Source organism: Nonomuraea sp. NPDC050227, from assembly GCF_044459705.1.
Taxonomy (GTDB): Bacteria; Actinomycetota; Actinomycetes; order Streptosporangiales; family Streptosporangiaceae; genus Nonomuraea.
In genome coordinates this window covers 21,560-39,224 of sequence record NZ_JBITJF010000024.1, presented here as the reverse complement: position 1 = coordinate 39,224, position 17,665 = coordinate 21,560, and the positions used below count along the sequence as shown (strand labels likewise).

17 protein-coding genes are annotated in these 17,665 nt (G+C 68.7%); 8 read left to right on the top strand and 9 right to left on the bottom strand.

Annotated features, from left to right (window positions below; genetic code table 11):
* On the top strand, window positions 1–387 hold a 387-nt coding region (locus ACIBK9_RS51620), incomplete at its 5' end, for a transposase (RefSeq protein ID WP_397166774.1).
* 165 nt (window positions 388–552) lie between these two features.
* Here the strand turns inward: ACIBK9_RS51620 and ACIBK9_RS51615 are convergent.
* The 3 genes from ACIBK9_RS51615 to ACIBK9_RS51605 form a co-directional block, all read right to left on the bottom strand.
* Window positions 553–1,080 (bottom strand): isochorismatase family protein, encoded by a 528-nt coding sequence (locus ACIBK9_RS51615; protein ID WP_397166772.1) that lies wholly within the window; start codon window positions 1,078–1,080, stop codon window positions 553–555.
* Entirely contained in the window at window positions 968–1,213 is a 246-nt protein-coding gene (locus ACIBK9_RS51610) for a hypothetical protein (protein ID WP_357706136.1), read from the bottom strand. Before ACIBK9_RS51610 ends, ACIBK9_RS51615 begins: the two co-directional genes overlap by 113 nt.
* Window positions 1,214–1,706: 493 nt before the next feature.
* Complete coding sequence (locus ACIBK9_RS51605) at window positions 1,707–1,946, bottom strand: hypothetical protein (protein ID WP_387683376.1); 240 nt, start codon at window positions 1,944–1,946, stop codon at window positions 1,707–1,709.
* A 250-nt stretch (window positions 1,947–2,196) separates the two neighbouring features.
* On the opposite strand from ACIBK9_RS51605, the gene ACIBK9_RS51600 reads away from it, so the two are divergent.
* The 3 genes from ACIBK9_RS51600 to ACIBK9_RS51590 all read left to right on the top strand — a co-directional run bounded on the left by ACIBK9_RS51600 (window position 2,197) and on the right by ACIBK9_RS51590 (window position 5,023).
* The gene (locus tag ACIBK9_RS51600) at window positions 2,197–2,385 is read left to right on the top strand and encodes a helix-turn-helix domain-containing protein (RefSeq protein ID WP_397166770.1); all 189 of its coding nucleotides are present in this window, start codon (window positions 2,197–2,199) and stop codon (window positions 2,383–2,385) included.
* A 64-nt stretch (window positions 2,386–2,449) separates the two neighbouring features.
* Window positions 2,450–3,529, top strand: coding sequence for a hypothetical protein (locus tag ACIBK9_RS51595; protein WP_397166769.1), 1,080 nt, complete (start codon window positions 2,450–2,452; stop codon window positions 3,527–3,529).
* A gap of 552 nt (window positions 3,530–4,081) precedes the next feature.
* Window positions 4,082–5,023, top strand: a complete 942-nt coding sequence (locus tag ACIBK9_RS51590) for a hypothetical protein (protein ID WP_397166768.1) — start codon at window positions 4,082–4,084, stop codon at window positions 5,021–5,023.
* 276 nt (window positions 5,024–5,299) lie between these two features.
* On the opposite strand, the gene ACIBK9_RS51585 is transcribed toward ACIBK9_RS51590, so the two are convergent.
* The 5 genes from ACIBK9_RS51585 to ACIBK9_RS51565 all read right to left on the bottom strand — a co-directional run bounded on the left by ACIBK9_RS51585 (window position 5,300) and on the right by ACIBK9_RS51565 (window position 10,878).
* Window positions 5,300–6,445, bottom strand: a complete 1,146-nt coding sequence (locus ACIBK9_RS51585; RefSeq protein ID WP_397166766.1) for a serine hydrolase domain-containing protein — start codon at window positions 6,443–6,445, stop codon at window positions 5,300–5,302.
* Between the two features lie 179 nt (window positions 6,446–6,624).
* Window positions 6,625–8,433, bottom strand: coding sequence for a dipeptide ABC transporter ATP-binding protein (locus ACIBK9_RS51580; protein WP_397166764.1), 1,809 nt, complete (start codon window positions 8,431–8,433; stop codon window positions 6,625–6,627).
* Window positions 8,430–9,305: an ABC transporter permease gene (locus tag ACIBK9_RS51575; protein ID WP_397166763.1), complete on the bottom strand. Its 876-nt coding sequence runs from the start codon at window positions 9,303–9,305 to the stop codon at window positions 8,430–8,432. Before ACIBK9_RS51575 ends, ACIBK9_RS51580 begins: the two co-directional genes overlap by 4 nt.
* Window positions 9,302–10,249: an ABC transporter permease gene (locus ACIBK9_RS51570; protein ID WP_397166761.1), complete on the bottom strand. Its 948-nt coding sequence runs from the start codon at window positions 10,247–10,249 to the stop codon at window positions 9,302–9,304. Before ACIBK9_RS51570 ends, ACIBK9_RS51575 begins: the two co-directional genes overlap by 4 nt.
* Window positions 10,246–10,878 (bottom strand): TetR/AcrR family transcriptional regulator, encoded by a 633-nt coding sequence (locus ACIBK9_RS51565; RefSeq protein WP_397166759.1) that lies wholly within the window; start codon window positions 10,876–10,878, stop codon window positions 10,246–10,248. Before ACIBK9_RS51565 ends, ACIBK9_RS51570 begins: the two co-directional genes overlap by 4 nt.
* A 95-nt stretch (window positions 10,879–10,973) precedes the next feature.
* Here ACIBK9_RS51565 and ACIBK9_RS51560 point away from each other — a divergent pair, with 95 nt between their 5' ends.
* From ACIBK9_RS51560 to speB, 4 genes are all read left to right on the top strand, one after another.
* Entirely contained in the window at window positions 10,974–12,629 is a 1,656-nt protein-coding gene (locus ACIBK9_RS51560; RefSeq protein WP_397166757.1) for an ABC transporter substrate-binding protein, read from the top strand.
* 2 nt (window positions 12,630–12,631) lie between these two features.
* Window positions 12,632–13,912, top strand: coding sequence for a M14 family zinc carboxypeptidase (locus ACIBK9_RS51555; RefSeq protein ID WP_397166756.1), 1,281 nt, complete (start codon window positions 12,632–12,634; stop codon window positions 13,910–13,912).
* Between the two features lie 255 nt (window positions 13,913–14,167).
* Entirely contained in the window at window positions 14,168–15,061 is an 894-nt protein-coding gene (locus ACIBK9_RS51550; RefSeq protein WP_397166754.1) for a LysR family transcriptional regulator, read from the top strand.
* Window positions 15,062–15,107: 46 nt separating this feature from the next.
* Complete coding sequence (gene speB, locus ACIBK9_RS51545) at window positions 15,108–16,124, top strand: agmatinase (RefSeq protein WP_397166752.1); 1,017 nt, start codon at window positions 15,108–15,110, stop codon at window positions 16,122–16,124.
* A gap of 381 nt (window positions 16,125–16,505) precedes the next feature.
* Here speB and ACIBK9_RS51540 read toward each other — a convergent pair whose 3' ends face one another.
* On the bottom strand, window positions 16,506–17,384 hold the full coding sequence (locus ACIBK9_RS51540; protein ID WP_397166750.1) for a recombinase family protein: 879 nt from the start codon (window positions 17,382–17,384) through the stop codon (window positions 16,506–16,508).
* Window positions 17,385–17,665 lie beyond the last annotated feature (281 nt).

Below are 17,665 nucleotides of genomic sequence, written 5' to 3'. Positions count from 1 at the left end.
AAGCATCTGGCCGGCCTTCTCCTCACCGAACCGGGCAAGCTCGCCAGCCATCACGCCGAGCGACTGGATGCCGCCATCGCCGCCTGCCACGAGATAGCCATGCTCGCCGGCCTTGTCCGGGACTTCGCCGCCCTCCTCGAACCCCAGGAGGGCAACGACGAGCGACTGACCGCCTGGATCGACCAAGCGCGTCAAGTCGACCTGCCCCACCTGCACGCCTTCACCCGCGGCCTGGACTACGACCAGGCCGCTGTCAACGCCGCCCTCACCCTCCCGTACCACAACGGCGGCACCGAAGGCGTCACCACCAAAACGAAAATGATCAAGAGGCAGATGTACGGGCGAGCGGGCTTTACGCTTCTCCGCCACCGCATCCTGCTCGGCTAACCACTGTCCGTCACCACCGAAAGTGGGCCAGAGCCGTTGTTCTTACAGTCCCGCGCGCCGAGCAGGGGGTCGAAGGACGACAGGTCGGCGGGATCGAGCCGGCCGGAATAGGGTCGTAGCGGGAGTGGGGGACGGGGTTCTGGCCCCGGTAGCAGTGGAAGTTCTCTATTTCGCCGTAGCGGCCGTAGGTGCCGGGACGGAACTGCTCGGTCTTGCCGTCCAGCAGGTCGCCGGGGTTGAGCAGGGTGCGGCGAACGTGTCCGCGAGCGTAGGAGTCCTGGACCAGGTGAAGCAGCGAGCCGATGGCCCGGCGACAATCAGCTGGTCAACCTTCAGATCACTCAGCTGCGCGGCGAGGTCGGTGCCATAGAAGGCGCTGTAGCGGCGCCTACTGATGATGGCTCGCGGGCGAGCGGCGCCGTCCAATGGGTCTACTGGGACTCCGGCACCGCTCACCTGCTGCCCGGGCTGCCGCGCCTGCCCGACGGCAGCGCGCGCACGCACGGACCGCTGTTCTTGGCCCAGCGTTGTCCCGTCCCCGCCCGTGTCGGGGCAGGCCGGCGACGAGTCGGGCGCGCCCCTATCGGCGGTGCACGTACAGGTAGACGGTGAAGAAGCCGTCCTCTTCGCACTTGTAGGTGCGGTAGACGCCGTTCTGCACACCGATCCTGCCGGTGCTGTCGCAGATGGCATAGGCGCGCTCGATGGGCCACCTGGTCCAGGAATCGATCGGACCTTCCCACCCGTCGGCGTGCGCGGCACTTCCTACGGCGAGCCCTCCGGCCACCGCGACGACGGCAGCGGCGACGGCGATGATCTTTCGCATGTCGGTTCCCCTTACTGTCGCTCTCCAAGAGCGACGCGCTTCACCCGTTCAGCTACTGAGAGTGTCATTTTCGTCACAAAGTTGCCTGGAATCGCCTCTGACGGTGCCGGGCGCTCACCGCACCTTTGCCGGAATGCCGCAGACATCGCCGAAAGTATCGACTACCTGCGCGAGCGGCCCTTGGAGCGGACGGGGCGTGCCGGTGCTCCAGGTCGAGGTCCTCGACGTTGAGGGCGAGGACCTCGGCGGCTCCGGCCGCGGCCGCGGCCAAGACCGCGAACATGGAACGGCCCTCCTTTGGAGGCCAGATCAAAGTTCTCCGTCAGCGACACCACGGTGATGCCGCAGTCGCGCAGCTCGTTGAACCGTGGTCAGCACGTGCCCCGCTGCGCGGCCCCACCGGTCGGACTTCCAGAACTTCAGGGTGGCGCCCGCCTTGGGCAGCGCCAGGAGCGCCTCCCATGCCTGGCGGGTGGGGCGGCATGGAGCCCGGTCAGGCCCAGGCGCTGTACCCGATGGCGTCCCGGTAGACGGTGGCGGGACATTCGAGCACCTCGCCGCCGGGCATGTGCAGGTTGAGCCGCCCGCCGTTGGTGGGCTTGCAGTGGGTGACGAAGACCGGCCCGGGATAGCGGACGCTCTCGGGCCGGATGCAGTCCACGTCGTACAGCCCCAGCGGGTTGCGGAAGCGGATGGCGCCGACGAATCCCGGATCGGTGCACTCACCGACCATGCGGGCCGCACCGGAGTCACCCGCCCGATCGGTCCGCACACCGTCAGCGGCGGCCGGAGCCGCCAAGACACCTGTGGCTAGCGCGGCGAAAACCGCCATGACTATGGTCGCGCGTAGGTGGGAACGCACATGAACCCCTCTCTCCATCCGCTGGCATCCAGCGGCTGAGCTTCCGGAACTATGACTGGTATCGGGGCCCGGTTGGGCGCCAATGCGAGTCAGCAAAGCCATGAAGCCGAGGTGTCCAACAGTGACTCGGACAGGCTCGTCCAGACTCGACCACCGGCCGGCCGGCCGCCAAATCGGCCGACCCGTCGCCCACCCCGAAGACAAGATCGAATACGCCCGGCTCCTCAAAGCCCAAGGCGACTCCCTCGGGAAGATCGCCGCCAAAACCGGCATTCCCAAGACCTCGCTGCACCGCTACCTCAAGGACTGACTCCACCCAGCCGTCCCGGAAAGGGCGTTTCTGAGACGGCCTTCATCGTGGGAGCCTGTGCGGCATGCGTCCTTCACGGGTCTGTGTCCGTGGTCTTCCCCTGCCCGCGCTGCTGATCGAGTCCATGTCCTCGGGAGCCTGGCCGGCCCAAGATGACACACGGCTGCGCGAGATCATGCCGTGGTTCGAAGATCCGCTGGATCTCCTTGCGGACGTGCGCGAGATACGCCGAGAGTCGGCGTCCCTTGACTGGATGACCGAGGACAGCGCCACTGCCGACCTCTTCCGGCAAGCCCGAGGCAGCCAAGCCGGTGATCTGGTCGAGCTTCCCTGGCTCGACGCCGATCTGGCCGTGCTGATCGGCGTCAACCGCAACCCCGGCGACGACGTCGCCCTCGCGCTGGACTACCGCACCGGCAGCGACGATCCGAGCGTCGTGGCCTCTGACTGGTGGACCGACCCGCACCGATGCGCCTGGAGGGTCGTCGCGCCCACGTTCTCGGCGTTCGCGGCCGCGCTGGGCATCGACGCGCGCCGCCGCTACTCCTACGTCGGCCCCGAAGAGATTCGCGTGCAGATCTGGTCGCAGAGCACTGGGCATCCGATCGCCTCGCCCACCGATCTCACTGAATGGCTCGCTCGGCACGACGGCAGCGACCGCGGGGAACCCTTCACGTTCGTGATCGACCACTTCACGATCCTGCGTCTGGCTCCGCAACGCAGCGAGCATGTCGTCTGTGCTGGCGGTGCCCCGGTGCAGAGCGCTGGCGAGATCACCTTCGAGCCGGACGGCGGCAGCTGGCGGGTGAGCGAGATCAGCAACCAGTCGACCGGCTACTGCCCCGAGCCGGAGTCCTACGCCGCGGTGCAGGCCGCCCTCGACACCGCAGGGCTCGATCATCCAGGTCGCTTCACCGTTCCGATCATCTTCCGGCTCTGCGAAAGCTGCGGCCAGCTCAACATCGTGAAAGACGACCACTACGTCTGCGCGATGTGCGACGAGCCGCTACCAGCCTCCTGGAACGCCGATGCCGCCGGCGAGCCCGCACCTCGGCCAAGGAAGGGGACATCTGTCGGAGACATCGTCTCGGGCACGGTCGTGGCGGACGAGCGGCCGCCGCACCCACCGCGGCGGACGCGATGAGCCAGGCCAGCGCTAACGCTGCCCGGGGGGCCCAGGGAGGTCTGGCCGGCACACCTCCATTGGAACGCTTCGCGGTGACGACCCGAGCGGGAATGCGCCCACTTGGCATGGGACGCTCAGGCCGAACCGGCAGAGCTGCAGCTACCTGCGGGATGTCCCGCCATCGCCCTGTGCCCGCTCGAGGGCCCGCTCGAGGCCGCCCCTCCAGACAGAGGGCGGCGCGTCCACGAGGACGACGTCGACGGCATTGACACCGACGGTGGCCTGCCTGCGGGTCGGTGTCCACGATGAGCGTGCGCTGCCTATGGTCTGCCAGGAAAGCCCTCAGATTGACCGCAGCCGTGGTGGAGGGCGGCAAGGGCCAGTCCGACCGCTCGTGGTGTGTCCATGAGAGCAGCGTACGCTTCGGCCGAAGTCGTGACGGATGAACCTGGCGATGTTGTCGTGGTCGACCTTCGGGTGCGCTTGGAGCATGATCTCCCGGGGCGGCGTACCACGCAGATCAGCTCCGGACCGGCTCAACCTTCGCCTCGCGAGCCGCTGATGTCCTCAGTGCGCGCCGACGCAGCCGCCGCCTGCCGCGACAAGAGCGAGGCCGACATCTGCGCCGAGCTGGCCAAGCGCCGCGTCCAGGCAGCCCGGGACGAGCAGGAGGCCGCCGAGCGGGATCAGCGCCGCGCGGAGCGGGAGGCTGACAGCAAGGTCGACGCGGCCAAGGAGGATGCCCGCGATCCCTGGGCTCAGGTGGCCGAGCATGAACGCGCCCGGGGCGCGGCCGAGCAGGCCCGCGACGACGCGCTGCGTGAGCGGGAGCAGGCCGAGGCAGAGCAGCACCGGATGGCCGCCGCGATGGAGGAGGCCCGGCGCGAGCTCGACCGGCTGCGCGCTGCGGCGGAAGAGCAGGCACGGCGCGCCGAGACCCTGCGGGCCGCGGCTGCCGAGGCCGACCTCGCCCGCGAGCGTGCCGAGCATGACAGCCGCCAGGCTCAGGCCCGGGCCGAGACCGCCGAAGGCCGCGCCGAGTCCGCTCGGCAGGAGGCGACCGACGCGCGCCTGGCCCTGGTCGCCGCCCAGGGGGAGGCCGTCACCGCTGCGCGGCTGCAGTCTCGCGCCGAGGACGAGCTGCGCCAGGCACGCACTGATCGTGATCTCCAGCGCGAGCGCGCCGTGGCCGCCGAACAGCAGGCCCGCGCCGCTCAGGCTGAACGCGAACGTGACGCCGAGCAGGTGCGGGGACTGCGTGAGTGGCTGGCCGCCGCGCAAGCTGCCGCCGGGCTGGTGCTTCCCGACCTGGCCGACCTCAGTGGCGACCTGGGCGACGGCGTCCGCGGCGTGACGCTGCCTGAGACCGGCATCGCCGTCGCCCGGCAGCCGGACGGCGCCGTGGTGCTGCACCACGAAGACCAGCAGATCCGGCTGGGCGACGGCGAGCACGCCGCTGCTCACGCCCGCACCCTGGCCGCCGACCTGTTCGCCCTCTCCTCACGTACGTGACATGGAGGAAGAGAGCCTGATGGATACCATTGCATCGCTGTGGTCAGCCGGCGCAGCGCCGACGCTGAAGATACTGTCTCGAATTTCATGTGCCAGGCGTGAATGCCCGTTTCGTGGAGACGCTGCCAGCCATGGCCGAGGTGCTGTCATGTCACGGTTGGTTCCGCAGATCAGGCATCACATCCTATTGTGAGCCTCACAGGCTAAAGGCAGCCCCCGGCCAGAACGAAACGAGGGTACGGCCGGCATCGGCGCGAGCCGTACCCTCTTCGTGTGTCAGGAGGTTACAGACGCGTAGGCCTTCGCCAGGTCGGTCCAGATCGTCCTGGCAGCTCCCTTGCCTTCCTGGTTGGTCACGACCATGAGGGTGACCCCTCTCGTCATGTCGGTGCCGCCCAGGGAGGTGAAACCGCCGTACAGCCCTGAGTGCCCCTGCCAGCTACGTCCGGAGACGCTGGTCGCCAGAGTGCCCATCCCGTAGGGCTCGCCGGCCTGGACCGACTGGGGCGTCACCTTGATCATCTGCGTGACTGTGGCAGGCAGCAGGAGCTGTTTCCTGGCATACAGCGCGTCGAGGAGCTTGGCGGCGCCGAGCGCGGTCCCGGCGAACATCCCGTCGCCGAACGGCATGCCGTACACGTCGGTGGGGATGCCGGTGGCCCCGTAGCGGGTGAAGTAGTCGATGGTCTTGCCGTTGTAGACGGTGTATCCGTGGGCGAAGCGCAGGAACGCGCTGTCGGATCGCTCAGCGGTCAACTCCGTGCTGGTCGCCCCCGTCTGCTGGACGAACGTGCGGATGCCGCTTGCCAGTGCGGCGTCGCCGCCGGACACCCTGCTGAGCAGGTGGGCGATGATGATGAATCCGGTGTTGGAGTACTCCCACTTCGTGCCCGGGGCCACTGGCGCGTGGATTCCCGGTGCCAGCATGGACCAGGTGTAGGGCCGGTTCGGGTCGTAGTGGTCGCCGGGCAGGAACAGGTCGGCGGTCTCGGGGGCGCTGTAGATGTCCGGGTAGCCCGCGGTGTGCTGGAGCAGCATTCGTAGGGTGACCGTGGTGGAGCCGGGGACGTCGTTGCCGAGGTAGGTCGAGATTGGGCTGTCCAGGGACAGCGTGCCGGTTTCGACCAGGTGCAGAGCGTAGGTGGCCAGCACCAGCTTGCTGAAGCTGGCGTAGGCGAACATCGTCGAGCTGGTGACGGGCGTTGTCGGGCTGTTGATCGCCTTGCCGGAGACGGTCGACCAGACAGGGGTGCCGTTGCGCAGCAGGACTGCTTGGACGCCGGGGTTGCCGACCTTCGAGGAGGCTCTGGCGAACGCGGTGTCCAGTGCGGCCGATACCGGGTCGGCGATCTTTGGCTCCGCCCCGGCGGCCGGGGCGGAGGCCACCAGGAGGCTGAGGGCCAGGACGAGTGCTCGTATCATTGCACGCCCTTCTCTGGGGGATACGCGTCATTGTGGAGGCGGGTTTCCCGGCTGCTGTTGGCCGGAGCGCCAAGGTTTCTTCCAGGCGGATGACGTGAGAGACAAGGAGTGGAGGCGGGGTGTGGTCCACGCGCCACCGTGTCAGCGGGCGCACCGAGGCGTGGCGTGGAGACTGCTGCTCAGGCGCTCGCGTTCGTAGGACGGCGCGTCGGTTTCCAACCGGGCGTGGGGACGCTGGTGCGCAGGGCTTGGGTGTACGGATGTTGGGGTTTGTCCAGCACGTCACCTGTGAGCCCGCTTTCGACGATGCGGCCCTGCCGCATGACGACGCAGGTCTCGGTGAGCTGCCGGACGACAGCCAGGTCATGGCTGATGAGGATGTAGCTGACCCCGGTAGCGTGCCGGATGTCGTCGAGCAGGTTGAGGATTTGCGCCTGGATCGACACGTCCAACGCCGAGACGGATTCGTCGAGGATCAGCACCTTGGGCTCTACCGCCAGCGCTCGGGCGATGGAGATCCGCTGTCGCTGTCCCCCGGACAGCCGGCGGGGGAATGCCTGCTGTTGCCGCTCGTCGATCCCTACCAGGTCGGCGAGTTCGCGGATCCTTGCCGCGCGTGCGCGCCGATCCAGTTCGGGCCGGTGGAGGCGCAGCACCTCGTCGAGGCACGCTTGCGCGGATCGGCGCGGGTCGAGGGTGGAGTAGGGGTCTTGGAACACGATCTGCAGTTCCCGAGCGCGATCGCGGCGTTCGCGGAGCCGTGCAGCCGGCGAGGAGCGGTCGCGGCCGCAGACCGTGATCGTCCCGGCGGTGGGCGTGGTCAGCCCGACCAGCATCCGGGCCACCGTCGTCTTCCCTGATCCGGACTCGCCGACGATCCCGAGCGAACCGCCGGAGGCGAGTGAGAAGGAGACGTCGTCGACGGCTCTGTGGCCGGGGAAGTCCTTCGACAGTCCGGTGACCCGGAGCACGGTTTCGCCGGAGGCGGCCGGTCGTTCTCGGGCACCGACGCTCGGTGTGGGTGTGAGCGTGATCTCGGCGCGTCTCAGGCATCGCGCGGGTGTCGCGGAAGTCATGTCAAGCGTCGGATGCTCGTGGGTGCACCGGTCGATCGCGAAGTCACACCGGTCGGAGAAGGCACAACCTGGCGGAGCCTCGAAAGCCGCCAGCGGTCGTCCCGGTACGGCGCGCAAGCGGGGAAGCGCGCGCCCGAGGTCGGGGCGAGCGCCCAGCAGACCGGCAGAGTAGGGGTGCTGCGGCGCGGTCAGCAGCCGATCGCTGGTGCCGACCTCGACGATCTCGCCGGCGTACATCACCGCGACGCGATCGCTGATGGCGGCTGCGAGTTCGAGGTCGTGGGTGATGAACAACATCGCCATGCCGCGATCCCGGCGCAGGTCGTCCAGGAGCGCCGTCACCTCGGACTGGGTCGACACGTCCAGCGCCGTGGTCGGCTCGTCGGCGAGCACGAGCTGTGGATCCCCGGCGAGCGCCACGGCGATCATGATGCGTTGCAGCATCCCGCCCGAAAGCTCGTGCGGATACTGGCGCAGTCGTCTTCGGCCGTCGGAGATGCCGACCTCGTCGAGGAGCTTGACCATCTTGGACTCGGCGGCGGCACGGCGAAACCCTCCGGTGGTGGTCAGGCCCTCCACCAGGAAGTCCCCGACGGTCCGCACGGGGTTCATGTGGACACGCGGATCCTGGTGGATCATCGCGATCTTCGTGGCGCGGTAGCGGCGCAGGGCCGCCTCGTCCAGGCGGAGCACGTCCTGGCCGTCGACCGTGATGGTGCCCGACACCGTCGCCTGGCGGGGGAGCAGCCGGGCGATCGACCGGGCGGTCATCGACTTGCCGGAGCCGGACTCGCCGACGAGGGCCACCGTCTCGCCCGCGGCCACGTCGATGCCGAGGTCGCGCAGGACGAGGCGCCGCCGTCCACCGACGGTGAGGCTGACGTTGAGGTCGCGGATCGTCAACAGAGTCATGCGGCCAACTCCTCGGCTCGGCGCAGCAGACGATTTCCCACCAGGGAGAAGGAACAGATCGCGGCGATCAGGCAGACCCCGGACGCGATCGACTCGGCGGGATATCCGGCCAGGACGCCGGCCTGCCCCGTCGACACCATGACCCCCCAGTCGGCCGAGGGTGGCTGCACGCCGAGCCCGAGGTAGGACAGTCCGGCCAGGTCGACCGTCGCCCAGGCCAGGGTGAGCGCGGCCTGGCCCATGACCATCGGCAGGACGTTGGGGACGACATGACGCGAGCAGATCGTCATCCCGGAGAATCCCTGCGCGGTGAGCGCGTCGACGTAGTCCTTGCCGATCTCGGTCAGTGCGGCTGATCGCACGACGCGGGCGACGTAGGGCACGTAGGCCAGCGCCAGGGCGATCACCAGGGCGAGCGGGCCTGTTCCGAGCACGGCGGCGGCGAGGACGGCGAGCAGCAGCCCGGGGAAGGACATGGTGGCGTCCAGGACGCCGGCCAGCACAGTGTCGACCCATCCACCCCGCCAGGCCGCGACCACCGCTACGGCCATTCCCAGCGTGGTGGCGAGGGCGACGATGGACAGCGGGCCGAGGAAGCTGGATCGGGCGCCGACGAGGAGCCGGGAGACGATGTCGCGGCCCTGTCCGTCGTAGCCGAGCCAGTGACCTGCGTCCGGACCCCAGTACGCCTGCGACAGTTCGACCGCGTCGGGGTCGTGCGGGGCGAGCAGCGGCCCGAAGAGCGCCAGGACGGCGAAGAGGACGACGCCGGCGAGGGCGATGTGGCCGGGCAGGTCCAGCCCGGCGATGCGCGGAAGACGCCGCCGCATGCCCGACGTGTCCGGGTGGGTGAGCTGATTGAGCAAGGTCATGACGGACTCCACTGGGAGCGGACGCGTGGGTCGAGGAAGGCCGTGAGCAGGTCGACGAGCAGGTTGGTGAGCGCGAACATCACCAGCAGGACCATCGCGATGGCCTGCGCGACGGGGAAGTCCTTCTGCGTCACCGAACTGATCAGCAGCCCGCCGAGGCCGTTGAGCTGGAAGGCCGTCTCGACGATGGCGGAGCCGACGACCATGCCGGCCAGGGACAGACCGGCCGCGGTCACGATCGGAACCAGGGAGTTGCGAAGGACGTGCCTGCGGAACACGTGCCGGCGTGGCAGGCCGCGGCCGAACGCCGTTTCGACGTGCTCCCGTCCCATCTCCTCGCGGATCGACGTCTGGACGACCGAGCCGACCACGGGCCACCAGCCGACCGACAGCGCGATGGCGGGCAGCGCGAGATGATGGAGGCGATCACCCCATCCCGTGCCCTGGCCGAAGACGGGGAACCAGCCGAAACCCACGGCGAACACCGAGATCAGGACGGTCGCGGCGACGAACGCCGGGGTGGCGATGCTGACGCTCATCAGGGCCGAGACGCCGTCGTCGACCAGCCGGGACCGGCGCTTGGCCAGTCCGCCGAGCAGCAACCCCGCCGCCACCACGATGAGGAAGGTCATCAGCACCAGCAGCGCCGTCGTCGGAGCGGCGGTGCGCAGCAGTTCCGAGACCGGTGCGTGCTGCTGAATGGACTCGCCGAGGTCGCCGCTGAGCAGTCCGCGCAGCCAGGAGACGTAGCGCTCGGCGAAGGGCTGGTCGAGGTGGTATTGCTCAGCCAGGGCGGCGCGCTGCGCCGGTGTGGACGGCCGGTTGCCCAGGAGGAAGTCGATGGGGTCACCGGGCGCCAGCAGGATGCTGGCGAACACGGCCATGCTCGCCGCGAAGAGCGTGGCCACGAAGATGCCGATGCGCGACAGGACGAATCTGGTCATGAGCCGGCCGGTCGCCGATCGGATGGACGCATCCTGAGTCCGTCGAACAGGTGGGTCAGGCCCGCCCGCGTCGCGCTCTCCAGGTAGTGAGCGTTCGGCGATATGACGGCGGACAGGAACAGGCCGTCGAGGGTGGACGACAGGAACTGGGTCAGGTCGGGATCCGGCTCGCCGCCCAGCGCCCGGACTGTGGCGTCGCACAGCGCGAACCCGCTCGCCTCCCATGCTTCGAAGGCGCTTCGGTCGAAGTGTTGTCCTGCCAGTTCGAGGGTCAGCGCGAGGGTGGCGGTCGTGGTCACCTTCCGTTCGCCCGCACGGCTCATGACCTCGGCGACGAACAGTTCCACCAGTGCGGCCGGGTCGTCGCCCGTCTCCTCCACCTGGGCGCGCAGCCGTGCGAACGCCGCGGCCTCCTGGGTGGCGACATCGGCCAAGGCGCCCGCGATCAGCGCGTCGGTGCTGGAGAAGTAGTAGGTGATCAGCCCGGGTGCCGCTGCTGCCTGCCTGGCCACGCTGCGATGGGTGACGGCACGGACTCCCGCGTCCGCGATCACCTGCAAAGTCGCGTCGAGGATGCGGCGACGGGTCTGCTCCCCCTTGGGGTGCGAGTGGGTCGGCATGGCGGACATTCAACCCAAAGTTGTACTTGTGTTCAAGACTTTCTTGTGCAAATGTTCAACAACTTCGTCGGTCCTTCCCCTGCTTCGTCCTCAGGAGGCACACGATGTCCTATCCGCTTCGTCGACGCCGGCCGGCCGGACCGGTCGCAGCCGTCGTCGGCGCCGTCCTGGTTCTCACCGGTTGCGGGCGCGCACACGACGACAGGCCGGCAACCGCGCCGGAAGGCCATCCGGTCGCCGCACCCGCGGCCACGGAACGAGTCGAGTCGGTCACGTGGAACCTCCCCGGTGAGCCCACCAGCCTCGACCCCACGAAGGCCTTCAGCGGAGCCGACCTGTGGGTGAGCTCCAACGTGTGCGAATCGCTGCTGGCCTTCACGCCCGGCGGCTCCGTGGAGCCGGGACTGGCGACGTCGATCAGCACACCGGACCCCACCACCTACGTCGTGCACCTGCGGCCGGGGGTCTCCTTCAGCGATGGACACCCCCTGACCGCCGAGGACGTCGCCTTCAGCCTCAAGCGGGTGACGGACCCCGCCTCCGGGTCCTACTGGAGCCAGTTCGCCGTCCGCCTGGAGAAGGTCACCGTCACCGACACCCGCACGGTGACGATCACCCTGAAGCAGCCGGACACCATCTTCACCGGGATGCTCGCCACTCCGATGGGGCAGATCGTCAGGAAGGCGGCCGCCGAGAAGGCCGGAACAGCGTTCGGCAGCGCCCGGGGCGGCATCGTGTGCACCGGTCCGTACACGGTGGAGTCATGGAAGAAGGGCGACAGCATCACGCTGGCCGCCAACGACCGCTGGTGGGGCGCGGGCCGGCGACCGCTCCTGGCCCGGCGGGTGAAGTTCACCTTCATCGCCGACGACAGCACCGTCGCCTCCGCCCTCGCCAACGGCGACGTGGACGGGACCTTCTCCGTCCCGGGCGGCGCCGCCCTGTCCAAGCTGACGAACACGGCCGGCGGGAAGATGTACCTCGGGCCTTCGACCGCGCAGACCGCTGTGGTGCCCACCCGGCTCACCGGCACCGGTCCGCTGGCGAACCCCCTGGTGCGCGAGGCGTTGTCGTACTCCATCGACTACCCCGGCATCATCTCCACGATCTTCGGCCCCACCGCGAAGCCCCTGCGCGCCATCGTGCCCCCCGGCGCGTTCAGCTACGCCACCGCCACCTTCCAGCAGGCCTACGACGCACTGCCCGAACCCCGGCGGGACATCGCCACCGCCAAACGACTCCTCGCCCAGGCGGGCACCCCCCACCCGGCCGTCACGATCGCCGTCCCGTCCGGATCGGCCGACCTCGTGCGCGTCGGTGAAGCCATCCAGAGCAACTCCAAGCAGGCGGGCTTCGACATCACGATCAAGTCGATGCCCGACGCGGACTTCTACCCGCTCTTCTCCAGCGCCGACGCCCGCGCCAAGGTCGACGCGTTCGTCACCGACTGGTTCGCCGACATCCCGGACCCCCTTGAGCTCTACCAGCAGATCGGAACGCCGGGATCGGCCGCCGACTTCGGCGGGTACGACAACCCGAAGGTCGCCGCGCTTCTCGATCAAGCCCGCTCGACCCCTGACGCCGAGCGGCGCGCTCAGCTCGTCGTCCAGGCCCAGCAGGCCATCACGCGCGACAGAGTGTGGATTCCCGTCGCCTACAGCCTCGGCGCCATGTTCCTCAACAACCGCCTCGGCGGCGTGACTTCCGCCAGCCCTTACAGCCTCTACTCGCCCTGGCTCACGACGCTCGGAGGACGCTGAGCATGGAACGACTCAAGCGATACCTCGAACGGGTTCCGGACGCCTCCCACTTCCCGACCCTTCCCGAGATCGAAGATCGGCTGCGGCGGATCCACGCGCGACACCCGGAGACGACGGCACTCGAGGTCATCGGCACCTCTCGTGCCGGGCTGCCGCTCACCATGCTCTCCGTGAGCGCAGGGGCCGCACGCGGTGACCGGCACGCCGTGGTCACCGGCATGCCCCACCCCAACGAGCCCACCGGCACGCTGGGAGCCCTGGCCCTCGGCGAACTTCTTGCCGAGGATCCGTCGCTGGTAAAGGAACTGGGCCTGGTCTGGCATCTCGTGCCGTGTGTGGACCCCGACGGCGCTGCTCTCAACTACGGCTGGTACGCCGGCCCCTACACCCGCCGCCACTACGCCGAGCACATCTACCGCCCCCCGTTCCCCGAGCAGTACGAGTGGACGTTCTCCCGACCCGACCTCGACCCGCCCGGCCTCGACCCGATCCCAGAGTCGGCGGCCGTCGCCGCTGTCATCGACAACTTGCGGCCGACGTTGCTGATCACCATGCACAACGGCGAGACCGGCGGTCTCTTCGCGTATGTCACCCAGGATCTGCCCGGCCTGGTCGAAGGGCTCGGAGAGACCGGTGAGGCAACAGGGTTGCCCATTCACGGGGGCCGTCCCGAACTCGACGTCCACGTCCTTGGCCGTGGACTCTTCCAGATGTCGGATCCAGCGGGCGGCATGCTGTCGAGCACCGAGTACGCCCTGGCATACGGCACCGTGGGCGTCGTCCAGGAGCCACCGATGTGGGTCCACGCCTTCATGGACGACGACGCTCTCAGCGATCAAACCCTCCGGCAGGTCCACGACGCCGCCCAGGCAGCCAGAGCCGACCTGGCCGTTCGCATGACCGGCTGGGTCGCCGCCGTTCGGGCCCACCACGACCTCGACACCCCTCGAGGCCGGGGGGTGCTGGAGCAACTGCGTTCCCTGAGCGCCGGTCCCGAGCCCGGCCTGGAGCCGGCCGACCAGCAGTGCACCCAGGCCTACGCCCGATCAGTGGCCGAGGACGTGCTGCTCGACACCCTGCGCTGCACGGGACATCTAACAGCGTTTCTCCGAGACGAGTCGAAGAGATCGCCGTTGACTCCGCAGGTCGCCGGCGTCTTGACCGAGGTGTCGAACACCCTGGTCGCTTCGGCTGAGGACGAGAGCGAACTCACCTTCGTCGGACTCGGGCCCGCCGTCCGGGCGCACGTCGGCATGGCGCTGACCACTGCGAGCCTGTTGTAAGCGACCGCCCGCGGGGACTTCGCCGGCGACTCGACGTGGCCTCATGCGGGGCTCCGACGCATCGCACCAGGTGAACCGCCGGACGAGCGCCTTTCGATGGTGTTCGTCGCACAGCCTCCCCGCGGGCCGCCATGTGGCCCACACCATCGTCGTGATGCACCACATCCGATCGTGGAGACTGGATCGACTGCGAACTGATCCGTGCGCCTCGTCATCTCTCGAGGCGCACCCTGCTTGAGGCGGTGCCCCGACTGCATGATTGACCTGCGTCAGCTCCAAGTGCTGCGCGCCATCGCGGTGAACGGCTCCCTGGCGGGGGCGGCCCGGCAGCTCCGGTTCGGCCAGCCCACGATCAGCTACCACCTGGAGGCCCTGGAATCCCACCTCGGTGCCCGCCTGGTCGAACGGAGCCCTGCCGGTGCCGTCCTGACCGACATCGGCGCGATGGTGCTGGAGCACGCGGCCGGGGTGCTCGACCGGATCGCTGTGGTGGAGTCGGATGTGCAGGCCCGTCTGGCCCACGGCCTGGCCACTCTGCGCGTCGGCGCCTTCACCACCGCCGCCACGAAACTGCTCCCACGCCCGCTGCGGCGGGCGACCGAGGGCAGCGGGGTTCGCGTCGAACTGACCGAGGCCGAGCCCCTTGAGCTGCTCACCCGGGTCAGGTCCAGGTCGCTGCACTGTGCACTGATCTACGACGTGGCGGGTGTCACACCGCGCTACGGATCGGATCTGTACGTGGAGAAACTGTTCGACGATCCTTTCCGCCTGCTGCTGCCCGCGGCGTACGCCGCCGCCGGTCCCGTCGATCTCGGGCAGTTCGCCGAGGAGGGCTGGATCATCTCCGCCGGCGGCTACGACCCGAGCGACCAAACACTCTTCGCCACCTGCCAACTGCTCGGCTTTCGCCCCCGCATCGTGCTGCGTACGGACAACTACAGCGTGATCCACGGATTCGTGGCCGCGGGTGGCGCGGTCGCGTTGGTGCCCGAGCTCGCGCTGGAGCAGGGGCACGACGTCGTCGCCCGGGAGACGGCGCAGGACATCGGCGCGCGCAGCGTCCTGTTCGTCACCCCTGCCGGCCCGCAGCCGCCCCTCGTCGAACGGCTTCGCGCGCAGCTCCATAGCCACTATGGAGCCGCTGCCTAAAACCGGGGCATTCCGGCCGTGTCGCCTGACTGCGACGATGGGCGACATGACCCGTTACGGCGCCATGTACGGCCCTGACCTCACGTTCCTCGGCGTGCCTGCCTGTGATCTCGACCAGCCCGAAACCTGGAGCGAGGCCCAGGTCGTCATCCTGGGTGCTCCATACGACGGCGGCACCTCCTACCGGGCAGGCGCCCGATTCGGTCCCGGCGCCATCCGCCAGGCCTGCTACCTCGGGCACGATGGCACCCGCCCCTCTCTGGCCCTGGGCGTGGACGGCCTGCTCGACCTCAAGGTCAAAGACGCCGGAGATGTGGAGATGTTCAGCGGTGACGCGCACGGTGCCCACGCAGCCTTGGAGCGGGCCGTGAACATCGTCTCGGCGGCCGGGAAGATTCCACTTGTACTGGGCGGTGATCACTCCATCGCCCTGCCGAACGTCACGGGCGTCGCCCGCGCAGTCGGCTGGGGCCGGGTCTCGATCATGCATTTCGACGCCCATGCCGACACCGGAGACAGTTCCTTCGGTTCGCTCATCGGCCACGGGCAGCCGATGCGCCGCCTCATCGAGTCCGGTGCCGCCAGGGGTGACAGATTTCTGCAGATCGGGCTGCGCGGCTACTGGCCCGGGCCCGAGACGCTCACCTGGATGGCCGAACAGCGGATGCGCTCCTACGAGATGACCGAGGTCGTCGAGCGTGGCCTGAACACCTGCCTCGACGAGGCCGCGCAGATTGCCGTCGACGGTTGTGATGGCGTGTATCTGTCGATCGATGTCGACGTGGTCGATCCTGGAATGGCCCCGGGCACTGGAACCCCCGAGCCTGGCGGACTGACCTCACGCGAACTGCTGGACGCCGTACGACGGCTTGCCTACGAGTTGCCCATCGTCGGTGTCGAGGTGGTCGAGGTCGCTCCAGGCCACGATCAATCCGACATCACCGCCATGCTCGGCAGCCGGATCGTGCTGGAAGCGCTGTCTGGTCTCGCCCGCCAGCAGGCAGAGAAGAACGGCGGGCTCGAGCCATGGGATCGCAGCCAGCCGTTGCTCGACAGCTACTGAAGCACGAAGGCGCCCCACAGGCCGAGCGCTCTGACAGCAGAGCTCGATCAAATGCCTGGCGGTCATAACCGCCGCCAGGATGTCCGGCACTGGATCCAGGCCGGTGCCCGGACTGGCCGACACGGTGAAGTGCCTATCCTCCAGCTCGAACGGCTGGGTCAAGTCGGTGGCGAAGCGCCACTCGAACCTTGAGGTGTTACCTGGCAGGCCTCGCTGTAGTCCCGGGGAAATTTCCAACGGATTTGCCTGACCTGCGGCGATACACGGGCCTGGACGGCAGTCACGAGGCGTCTACGGTGGGATCATGGGCGACGACGAGCCGAGGTTGAGGTGCCGTTAACGAACGTGTCACCAGCCCCAAACGAGCGCCATCTCTCCAGTTCACGGCCCTGACGGGGCAGGGGTCGCAGTCGCTTCGTCGTGGTCGCGGAGCATGCGCAGCACGGTGGCCGGGGACGGGTGCTGGCCCTTCTTCTTGCCGCGGGTGATGACCAGGCGGGCGGCGATGTCGCGCAGGCTGAGGTTCTGGCCGCGCAGGTGCAATGCCATGGACAGCATGGATTCGTCGGTGACGGCGGCGCCGCCGATGTGTTTGCCGCGGGTGCGGGCCGACTCGTGGCCTTCCAGAGTGCGGTCGCGGATGTACTCGCGCTCCATGCCCGACAGCGCCGCCAGCACGGTGAAGACGATCCCGGTCGGGTCGTGGCTGCCCTGCAGTTCGCCGGACAGGAACTCCAGGCCGATGCTCGCGGCCCGGAGCTGTTCGGCCAGGGCTGCCAGTTCGATGCCGCGGCCCAGCCGTTTGTGCTCGTGCACGACCAGGGTGACCGCCAGGCCTGAGGCCTGCATCTCGGCCGCCAGGGCGAGGGCGCGCTCGAGTTCGGGGTGGACGACGGCGCGGGTGGAGATCTTCTCGGCGAAGACGCGGGTGATGCCGGCGGCCTTGAGCGCATCCAGCTGGGTGTCGAGCGACTGGCGGACGGTGGAGGCGCGGGCGTAGCCGATGCGAGCATGCCCCGCCGGTTGGGCGCTGGCTGCGGCGGGACGTGGCAGGGCCTTCCACGTCGTGCCGGGCTTACGCACCGCCGGGACCGCCACGGCGAGGGACTTGGCCAGATCGGGCACGAGCCGGAAGCGTGCGGTGTGGTACTGCGCCGCGACCTTGCCGCGGCCGGTACGGCAGGGCGACCCGGCCGGAGCCGCACACGAGGTCATCGGGCAGTCGTGGGCTTCCACCCGCAGGAAGTTATCATCGCTCACCCCGCGAGTGTTTCATAAGTACGTTTCATCAGGCGGGAGATTTGCAACGTCCTATGAAACACGATCCGCCCTGATCGTGACTGGCCGAGCCCGATGTTTCATAGGTGAGGGCTTATGAAACACCGGCCCGCCCCGCAGCGCGGGCCGCCAGCACGCTCGCCATCACCCGCTCGACGACGTCACGCGTGGGGCCGTGTGATCGCCCTGGTCAGCGACATGACTATCCCTTTCTCCCGTACTTGGTCTGCCTCCCCGAGTCGCCGGACGACGGTGAAGGATGC